Source organism: Mycobacterium sp. 1165196.3 (genome assembly GCF_001673415.1).
GTDB lineage: Bacteria > Actinomycetota > Actinomycetes > Mycobacteriales > Mycobacteriaceae > Mycobacterium > Mycobacterium europaeum_A.
In genome coordinates this window covers 53,374-62,941 of sequence record NZ_LZLU01000144.1, presented here as the reverse complement: position 1 = coordinate 62,941, position 9,568 = coordinate 53,374, and the positions used below count along the sequence as shown (strand labels likewise).

Below are 9,568 nucleotides of genomic sequence, written 5' to 3'. Positions count from 1 at the left end.
ACGAGTTCTTCGACGCGCAGCTGTTAGGGCTTACCCGCCGGCGTTGACCGCCGCAGGCGGTGTCGCCGCGCTGGCCGGGTTCAGGTTGGCCAGATGTCCGCTCTCCACCCCCGCCGCCGGGTCGAGTTCGCAGTCGATGATCGACGGTCCCCCGGCGCCGATCGCTTCGGCCAGCGCGGCGCGCAGCTCCGACGGGGTGGTGACGTGATATCCCTTGCCGCCGAACGCTTCCGCGAGCAGCTCGTGGTGCGCCCGGGCGTTCAACACGGTCGGTGCCGGGTCCGAGCCGCGCGCGGCGGTGCCGGGTGCGGCCTCGTCGCCGCGGTAGACGCCGCCGTTGTTGAGGATGACGACGGTGACCGGCAGGCGGTAGCGGCAGATGGTTTCGATCTCCATGCCGCTGAAGCCGAATGCGCTGTCGCCCTCGATCGCGACCACCGGTTTGCCGGTCTCGACGGCCGCGCCGATCGCATACCCCATCCCGATGCCCATCACGCCCCAGGTGCCCGTGTCGAGCCGGTGGCGCGGCAGCTCCATGTCGATGACATTGCGGGCCAGATCGAGCGCGTTGGCTCCTTCGTTGACGACATACACGTCCCGGTTGTCCTGCAGGACGGAGCGAATCGCGCCCAAGGCGTTGTAAAACCGCATCGGGTGCGGATCGTCGGCGAGGCGCTCGCGCATCTTGGCGTCGTTGCGGGCTCTGCGCTCGGCCAGCTCGCCGGCCCACTCCGGTGGCGCGGTGATCGGCCGGGCGGCCACGCCGTCGCACAGTGCCGACAGCACCGAACCGATGTCACCGGCCAGCGGCGCGGCGATGCGCTGGTTGCTGTCGAACTCGCAAGCGGCGATGTCCACCTGCACGAATTTGGCGTTCGGGTTCCACTGCGGCGTATCCCCATGGCCAAGCAGCCAATTTAGCCGGGCACCGACCAGCAGGACGGCGTCGGCGCGGGCGATCGCCAGCGAGCGGGCGGCCGCGGCCGACTGCGGGTGCGAATCCGGCAGTAGGCCTTTGGCCATCGACATGGGCAGGAACGGAATGCCGGTGGTCTCGACGAACTTCCGAATCACGTTGTCGGCCTGGGCATACGCCGCGCCTTTGCCGAGCACGATCAGCGGCCGCCGCGCTTGGGTCAGCACGTCCAGCGCACGGTCGATCGCGTCGGGCGCCGGCAGTTGGCGGGGTGCGGGGTCGACGACGCGCCAGATCGTGTCCGCCGCGGCGCCGGCGTCCATGGCCTGGCCCAGCACCTCGCCGGGGATGTCCAGGTAGACGCCGCCGGGCCGTCCCGAGACCGCGGTGCGAATGGCGCGCGCGATGCCGCGCCCGATGTCCTCGATCCGGCCGATCCGATAAGCGGCCTTGGCGAACGGCTTCGCGGCGTTGAGTTGGTCGAGGTCCTGATAATCGCCGCGCTGCAGATCCACCAGCGCTCGATTGCTGGAGCCGGAAATCTGAATCATCGGAAAGCAATTCGTGGTCGCGTTCGCCAACGCGGGCAGGCCGTTGAGGAAGCCGGGCCCGGACGTCGTGAGGCACACCCCGGGCCGGCGGGTCAGGAACCCGGCTGCGGCGGCGGCATTTCCGGCCGAGGTTTCCTGGCGGAAACCGATGTAGCGGATTCCGGACGCCTGCGCGACGCGGGCGAGGTCGGTGATCGGGATGCCGACGATGCCGTAGATGGTCTCGACGCCGTTGGCCTTCAGCGCGTCCACCACGAGGTGAAAGCCGTCGGTCAGGCGCGTCGGTTCCGGCGCCGGGATTCCAGATGCCGAAGCTGTGGACATGTGGCGACTCCTCGGATGCGTGCGGTCGGCGGGTGGGTGCGCCGGGGGCGGGTACTGCCGTAGCCATCACTGTGGCCCCAGCGCACACCGCGTGTCCAAGACGAAGGCGCTATCCGGCGATTCGCGTTGTCTATCGTGCCAGGTCAAAGCGCTGTGAGGGCAGTTCGATAGCCGGTGGTTATCGATCGTGAGCGAATCGATATTGGACGGCCGAGAAGGCCGCGCGGCAGGGTTGGCATCGGCAGCCGAAGTGGAAGGAGTGCGGCGATGACATCCGAGGCGATTGACAGCGGCGAGGGGTTGACCGAATCCGCGAGCCCCCGCCTGGCGGACCTGGTCGAGGCGGCGGCGCACCGGTCGCCGGAGGCGCGGGCGTTGGTCGTCACCGCCGACCGCATACCCATCAACTATCGAGACCTGATCGGGCTGGTCGATGATCTGGCCGCCCAACTGAAGGCCGGTGGCCTGCGGCCGGGGGATCGGGTCGCGCTGCGCGCCGGCAGCAACGCCGAGTTTGTCGTCGGGTTGCTTGGGGCGTCGCGCGCGGATCTCGTTGCGGTTCCGCTGGATCCGGCTCTGCCCCTGGCCGACCAGCGGGCCCGCAGCGAGGCGGTCGGTGCCCGGGTGGTGCTCGTCGACCAACCCGGTGACGCCGACAATGATCCGGCCGCGCCGCCGTGGTGGCCCATCGCGGTGACGGTCGGGCCGGACGGCACCGCCCCGGCGGTCAGCCTGGACGCCGCCGCGGCGCCCCGTCGCGAGGTGGCCACACCGCAGGGGTTGTGCGACGACGACGCCATGATCATGTTCACCGGCGGAACCACCGGTGTGCCCAAGATGGTTCCGTGGACTCACCACAACATCGCCGGGTCGGTGGCGGCCATCATCGCGGGGTACGGGCTGGGTCCGCGGGACGCGACGGTGGCGGTGATGCCGCTCTACCACGGGCACGGGCTGCTCGCCGCGCTGCTGGGCACGCTGGTGTCCGGGGGAGCGGTGCTGCTGCCGGCGCGCGGAAAGTTCTCCGCGCATACGTTCTGGGAGGACATCGAGGCCGTCGGCGCCACCTGGTACACCGCCGTCCCGACGATCCATCAAATCCTGTTGGAGCGCGCGCGAACCGAGCAGCCGGGCAGCACGCCCGCCCTGCGGTTCATCCGTAGTTGCAGCGCGCCGCTGACCGCCGAGACTGCCCAGGCGCTGCATGACACGTTCTCCGCGCCGGTGGTGTGCGCATTCGGGATGACCGAGTCGACCCACCAGGTGGCGACGACCGCCATCGACGGTGCTGGGCATAGCGAAAACCCCGGTGCCACACCGGGTCTCGTGGGCCGGTCGACAGGCCCGGAAATCCGGATCGTCGGGCCCGGCGGTCAGGCGCTGCCCGCGGAGGCCGTCGGCGAGGTCTGGCTGCACGGCCCCACCGTGGTGCGCGGTTACCTCGGCGACCCGTCCATCACCGCCGCCAACTTCACCGAGGGGTGGTTGCACACCGGTGACCTGGGCACCCTGTCGCCGGCCGGCGACCTTGTCATCCGCGGCCGGATCAAGGAGCTCATCAACCGCGGCGGGGAGAAGATTTCGCCGGAGCGCGTCGAGGGCGTCCTGGCCAGCCACCCCGGCGTGCTCGAGGTCGGCGTGTTCGGGGTGCCCGACAAGCTGTACGGCGAGGCGGTGGCCGCGGTGATCGTCCCCCGCGGGTCGGCCGCGCCGACGCCCGACGAACTGGCGGCGTTCTGCCGGGACCGGCTGGCGCCCTTCGAGGTGCCGGCCGAGTTCCAGCAGGCCGACGAATTGCCGCACACCGCAAAGGGTTCGCTGGACCGCCGGGCGGTGGCCGAGCGGTTCGGTCGCAAAGCCTGACGCGCAGGCGCCCTAAACGGCGGCGTTCACCCGGGCGGCCGCGGACTCCGGCATCGGTTCGTAGCGGACGAACGACCGGGTGAACGACGCCGCGCCGTGCGCCAGCGACCGCAGGTCGATGGCGTAACGGGTCAATTCCACCTGGGGCACCTCGGCTTTGACCACGGTGCGCTCGTTGCCCGCGGTGTCCGAGCCCAGCACCCGGCCGCGCCGGCTGGACAGGTCACCCATCACCGCACCGACGTAGTCGTCTGGCACCAGGACCGAGATCTCGTCGATGGGCTCGAGCAGCGCCACCTTGGTCGCAGCGGCGGCCTCCCGCAGCGCCAGCGCGCCGGCCATCTGGAAAGCGAAGTCCGACGAGTCGACGCTGTGCGCTTTGCCGTCGAGCAGCGTGACGCGGATGTCGACCACCGGGTAGCCCGCGTGCACGCCCTTCTCCATCTGGGCGCGCACGCCCTTCTCCACGCTCGGAATGAACTGGCGCGGCACCGCGCCGCCGACCACCTTGTCGACGAACTCGAAACCCGAACCCTCCGGCAGCGGCTCCACCTCGATGTCGCACACCGCGTACTGGCCGTGCCCACCGGACTGCTTGACGTGGCGGCCGTGGCCTTTCGCCTTGCCGCCGAACGTTTCTCGTAGCGGGACCCGCAGTTCCACGGTATCGACGGTGACCCCGTACCGATTGGCCAGCGCGTCGAGCACCACCCCGGCGTGTGATTCGCCCATGCACCACAGCACGATCTGGTGTGTCTCGGAGTTCTGCTCGATCCGCAGCGTCGGATCCTCGGCGGCCAGCCGCCCCAGCCCCACCGACAGCTTGTCCTCGTCGGTTTTGGCGTGCGCGGCGATGGCGACCGGCAACAGGGGCTCGGGCATGGTCCAGGGCTTCAAGACCAACGGCTCGGACTTGTCCGAGAGCGTGTCACCCGTTTCGGCGCGGCTCAGCTTCCCGATCGCGCAGATGTCGCCCGCGACCACCGTCGCCGCCGGGCGCTGCTGCTTGCCCAACGGGAAGGACAGCACCCCGACGCGCTCGTCCTCGTCGTGGTCAGGGTGCACATGGCCCTGAGAATTGGAGCCGTTGCTGGCACCGAAGAACGACGCAAAATGGCCCGACACATGGACCGTCGTGTCGGGCCTGATGGTGCCGGAGAACACCCGGACCAGGCTGACCCTGCCAACGTACGGGTCCGACGTCGTCTTCACCACCTCCGCGAGCAGCGGCCCGTCCGCGTCACACGTCAGGGTGGCGTGCGGCGCACCGACCGGCGTGAAGACCTCCGGCAGTGGGTGTTCCCTCGGAGACGGGAAGCCGCGCGTGGCGACCTCCAGCAATTCCAGGGTGCCGACGCCGCTGCCGCTGCAGACCGGGATCACCGGAAAGAACGAGGCCCGCGCGACGGCCCGCTCCAGATCCGCGATGAGCACGGATTCGTCGATGGCCTCGCCCCCGAGATAGCGCTCCATCAGCGACTCGTCCTCGGACTCCTCGATGATTCCTTCGATCAGGGCGCCGCGCGCTTCCTCGATGTGCTCGGCGTCGGAGGGATTGGGTGACCGCACGGTGCGTGTGCCGCCGCTGTATTCGTAGCGCTGCTGCGACAGCAGTCCGATCAGGCCGCTGCAGTTGGGCAGGTCGGTGGGCAGGTAGAGCGGTAATACCTTGTCGCCGAACGCATTCTGTGCGGCGGCCAAGGCCTCGGCGTAATTCGCGCGGGTGTGGTCGAGCTTGGTGATCACCACGGCGCGGGGCATGCCGACCTGGTTGCATTCCTGCCATAGCGATTTGGTGGGCTCGTCGACGCCCTCGTTGGCCGCGATCACAAACAGCGCGCAGTCGGCGGCCCGCAGCCCGGCCCGCAACTCGCCGACGAAGTCGGCGTATCCGGGTGTGTCGACCAGATTGACCTTGACACCGTCATGCGACAGGGACGCCACGGCCACGCCCACCGACCGTTGCTGGCGGATCTCGGCGTCGTCGTAATCGCAGACCGTGCTGCCGTCGGCAACCGAGCCGCTTCGGGTCAACACACCGGCGGCGACCAACAAGGCTTCTACGAGAGTGGTTTTGCCGCCGCCCGACGGGCCCACCAGCACCACGTTGCGGATCTCGTCCGGACCGGTCGCGGTGGGGGCGTTCCCCGCGCCTTGGGAAGTAGTTGTCCTGTCGGCCATGACTTTCCTCCAGGTTGCCCGGGCGCACCGTTGCTGACCTCGCTAGCACCTAACTAGCTACCATTCACCCAACTTCGGTAGACCACAAGACCGTCGGGCCAGATCGAGTGGCCCACGCGCCGCGGCCGGCCGAGCCGCCGGTTAGTAGTGCCAGCCCGACCAACGCTGCACCGCCACCGCGATCACCGGGCCGTCCAGCGAAACCGATTGGTACTGGGGATATTTCGCGCGCAGCAGTTGGTATCCGAGGTCGGCGTCGTCCCCACCGGTGTGGATCGTGGCGACGCCGTCGGCGCGCACCCACCACAGCTGGGTCCAGTCGTCGGCGTAGTGATCGACCAGCAGGCTCACGCGGGGATTGCTGTCGATGTTGGCCAGGCGGCGCAGCCGCCTTGTCGTTTTCGGTTTCGCATCGACGGCCGTGTACACCACGTCGGATCCGTCCCGGGCATCGGTGGCGACCGCGAAGACCACCGGCACCACGTGCGGTTGGCCGCCGGGCCCGACCGTGGCCAGCCGGGCCACCGGGGACCCGGCGAAGCCGGTTTTGGGGTCGAATCCGCCCACCGGGTCAGCCTAGGACTTGGGGTTAACGATGGCGCGGGTGCCGATGAGGCCGATCACAACCTGACACATGCCATGCATAGCTACCTGCATTACGGTTATATACACACAAATGTGCCGCCAAGAGCTTGAGGCCGGGACAGTTTGTTCTCTACCGCAAAGCAGGAGGGTGACACCGATGAGCAAATCGCACCGCCGCGCGGTCCGGTGGTCATGGTTGGTCAGCGTGCTGACCGTGGTCGGACTGGGCCTCGGCTGGGGATCCGGTGTGGGCCTTGCGCCGGCGTCGGCGTCACCATCGAACCTGGCGCTGGATCGGTTCACCGATCGCCCCCAGGCGCCGCTGGATCCGTCGGCGATGGTGGGTCAGGTCGGGCCGCAGGTGGTCAACATCGACACCAAGTTCGGCTACAACAACGCGGTGGGCGCCGGAACCGGCATCGTGATCGACCCCAACGGCGTCGTGCTCACCAACAACCACGTGATCTCGGGTGCCACCGACATCAGCGCATTCGACGTCGGCAACGGGCAGACCTACGCCGTCGACGTGATCGGCTATGACCGCACCCAGGACATCGCGGTGCTGCAACTTCGCGGCGCGTCCGGCCTGCCCACCGCCGCGATCGGCGGCGAGGCCACGGTCGGAGAGCCCGTCGTCGCGCTCGGAAACGTCAACGGTCAAGGCGGTACCCCCAACGCGGTGACCGGCAAGGTCGTCGCCTTGAACCAGAGCGTCTCGGCGACGGACACCCTGACCGGCGCGCAGGAGAGCCTGGGCGGCCTGATCCAGGCGGACGCCCCGATCAAGCCGGGTGACTCCGGCGGGCCGTTGGTGAACAACGCCGGGCAGGTGATCGGCGTCGACACCGCCGCCACCGACAGCTACAAGATGTCCGGCGGGCAGGGCTTCGCCATTCCCATCGGGCGCGCGATGGGCGTCGCCGGGCAGATCCGCTCCGGCGCCGGCTCGAACACGGTTCACATCGGCCCCACGGCGTTCCTCGGGCTGGGTGTGATGGACAACAACGGCAACGGCGCGCGGGTGCAGCGGGTGGTCGGTGCCGGTCCCGCCGGGGCCGCCGGCATCGCGCCCGGCGACGTCATCACCGGCGTCGACAACGTCGCGATCACCGGTGCGACGTCCATGACCGAGGTGCTCGTTCCGCATCACCCCGGCGACACCATCGCTGTGCACTACCGGTCCAACGACGGCGGTGAGCGTACGGCGAACATCACACTGGCGGAGGGTCCGCCGGCCTGACATCCACGCCGGCGAGACCCGGCGGTGGCCAATTCGTTTGTCACCGGGCGTGTTTCGTCACAAGCGTGTGGGCGTGATTCCGAAAGTCGCGCCTAGGGTACCCGTGGCATCGTGGATTTGATGAACGACGCAAGAGAAGCTGTCGAGCACCATCCCGAGGGGGGCAGTCACGTCCAGGACGGCGTAGTCGAGCACCCCGACGCCGAGGACTTCAACAACGCCGCCGCGCTGCCCACCGACCCCACGTGGTTCAAGCACGCCGTGTTCTACGAGGTGCTGGTGCGGGCCTTCCTGGACGCCAATGCGGACGGGTCGGGCGACCTGCGCGGGCTGCTGCAGCGACTGGACTACCTGCAGTGGCTGGGCATCGACTGCATCTGGTTGCCGCCCTTCTACGACTCACCCCTGCGCGACGGCGGCTACGACATCCGGGACTTCTACAAGGTGCTGCCCGAGTTCGGGACGGTCGAGGATTTCGTCGCGCTGCTCAACGCCGCGCACGAACGGGGGATCCGGGTCATCACCGACCTGGTGATGAACCACACCTCCGATTCGCACCCCTGGTTCCAGGAGTCGCGGCACGACCCCGACGGCCCGTACGGCGACTTCTACGTGTGGAGCGATACCAGCGAGCGCTACACCGACGCCCGGATCATCTTCATCGACACCGAAGAGTCGAACTGGACGTTCGACCCGGTGCGCAAGCAGTTCTACTGGCACCGGTTCTTCTCGCACCAGCCCGACCTGAACTACGACAACCCGGCCGTGCAGGAAGCGATGATCGACGTGCTGCGCTTCTGGCTCGAGCTGGGCATCGACGGGTTCCGGCTGGACGCGGTGCCCTACCTGTTCGAACGCGAGGGCACCAACTGCGAGAACCTGCCCGAGACGCACGCCTTCCTCAAGCGGGTGCGCAAGGTCATCGACGACGAATTCCCGGGCCGGGTGCTGCTGGCCGAGGCCAACCAGTGGCCGGCCGACGTCGTCGAGTACTTCGGCGACGCCACCACCGGCGGCGACGAGTGCCACATGGCGTTCCACTTCCCGCTGATGCCGCGCATCTTCATGGCTGTGCGCCGCGAATCCCGCTTTCCGATTTCGGAGATCCTGGCCCAGACGCCCGAGATCCCCGACATGGCGCAGTGGGGAATCTTCCTGCGCAACCACGACGAGTTGACGCTGGAAATGGTCACCGATGAAGAGCGTGACTACATGTACTCCGAGTACGCCAAGGATCCGCGGATGAAGGCGAACGTCGGCATCCGCCGCCGGCTGGCGCCGCTGCTGGACAACGACCGCAATCAGATCGAGCTGTTCACCGCGCTGCTGCTGTCGCTGCCCGGCTCGCCGGTCCTCTACTACGGCGACGAGATCGGCATGGGTGACGTCATCTGGCTGGGTGACCGCGACGGCGTGCGCACACCGATGCAGTGGACGCCGGACCGCAACGCGGGCTTTTCCAAGGCGAACCCCGGCCGGCTCTATCTGCCGCCCAGCCAGGACTCCGTCTACGGCTATCAGGCGGTCAACGTCGAGGCCCAACGCGACACGAGTACCTCGCTGCTCAACTTCACCCGGACGATGCTGGCGGTGCGGCGCCGCCACGAGGCCTTCGCGATCGGCAGCTTCGAAGAGCTGGGCGGCTCGAACCCGTCGGTGCTGGCGTTCGTGCGGCAGGTGTCCGACGACGGCGACACCGTGCTGTGCGTCAACAACCTGTCGCGGTTCCCGCAGCCGATCGAACTGAATCTGCAGCATTGGAGCGGGTGCACCCCGGTGGAGCTGACCGGACACGTGGAGTTCCCGCGCATCGGCCACCTGCCCTACCTGCTCACCCTGCCGGGACACGGCTTCTACTGGTTCCAGCTGACCGGATGCGAGGAGGACGCATGACGACCCCCGCGACGA

General features: G+C 68.5%; 6 protein-coding genes. 3 read left to right on the top strand and 3 right to left on the bottom strand.

Features of this window, described 5'->3' with window-relative positions; translation table 11 throughout:
• Positions 1-30: 30 nt before the first annotated feature.
• Positions 31-1,791: an oxalyl-CoA decarboxylase gene (gene oxc / locus A5659_RS15950; RefSeq protein WP_067182389.1), complete on the bottom strand. Its 1,761-nt coding sequence runs from the start codon at positions 1,789-1,791 to the stop codon at positions 31-33.
• A gap of 267 nt (positions 1,792-2,058) precedes the next feature.
• Between oxc and A5659_RS15945 the strand changes: the two genes are divergently transcribed.
• On the top strand, positions 2,059-3,654 hold the full coding sequence (locus A5659_RS15945; RefSeq protein ID WP_067182386.1) for a FadD7 family fatty acid--CoA ligase: 1,596 nt from the start codon (positions 2,059-2,061) through the stop codon (positions 3,652-3,654).
• A 12-nt stretch (positions 3,655-3,666) separates the two neighbouring features.
• On the opposite strand, the gene A5659_RS15940 is transcribed toward A5659_RS15945, so the two are convergent.
• The gene (locus A5659_RS15940; RefSeq protein WP_066882015.1) at positions 3,667-5,835 is read right to left on the bottom strand and encodes an elongation factor G-like protein EF-G2; all 2,169 of its coding nucleotides are present in this window, start codon (positions 5,833-5,835) and stop codon (positions 3,667-3,669) included.
• A gap of 141 nt (positions 5,836-5,976) precedes the next feature.
• On the bottom strand, positions 5,977-6,402 hold the full coding sequence (locus tag A5659_RS15935; protein WP_066882017.1) for a TIGR03668 family PPOX class F420-dependent oxidoreductase: 426 nt from the start codon (positions 6,400-6,402) through the stop codon (positions 5,977-5,979).
• 175 nt (positions 6,403-6,577) lie between these two features.
• On the opposite strand from A5659_RS15935, the gene A5659_RS15930 reads away from it, so the two are divergent.
• A complete protein-coding gene (locus A5659_RS15930) occupies positions 6,578-7,660 on the top strand; it encodes a S1C family serine protease (RefSeq protein WP_066868122.1) in 1,083 nt (360 codons plus the stop codon).
• A gap of 120 nt (positions 7,661-7,780) precedes the next feature.
• Positions 7,781-9,553 (top strand): maltose alpha-D-glucosyltransferase, encoded by a 1,773-nt coding sequence (treS, locus tag A5659_RS15925; RefSeq protein ID WP_066882100.1) that lies wholly within the window; start codon positions 7,781-7,783, stop codon positions 9,551-9,553.
• Positions 9,554-9,568: the final 15 nt, after the last annotated feature.

Excerpts from the sequence above, each read along its gene's own strand:
- oxc (WP_067182389.1), bottom strand. The coding sequence starts at position 1,791 with ATGTCCACAGCTTCGGCATCTGGAATCCCGGCGCCGGAACCGACGCGC.
- A5659_RS15945 (WP_067182386.1), top strand. The coding sequence starts at position 2,059 with ATGACATCCGAGGCGATTGACAGCGGCGAGGGGTTGACCGAATCCGCG.
- A5659_RS15940 (WP_066882015.1), bottom strand. The coding sequence starts at position 5,835 with ATGGCCGACAGGACAACTACTTCCCAAGGCGCGGGGAACGCCCCCACC.
- A5659_RS15930 (WP_066868122.1), top strand. The coding sequence starts at position 6,578 with ATGAGCAAATCGCACCGCCGCGCGGTCCGGTGGTCATGGTTGGTCAGC.
- treS (WP_066882100.1), top strand. The coding sequence starts at position 7,781 with ATGAACGACGCAAGAGAAGCTGTCGAGCACCATCCCGAGGGGGGCAGT.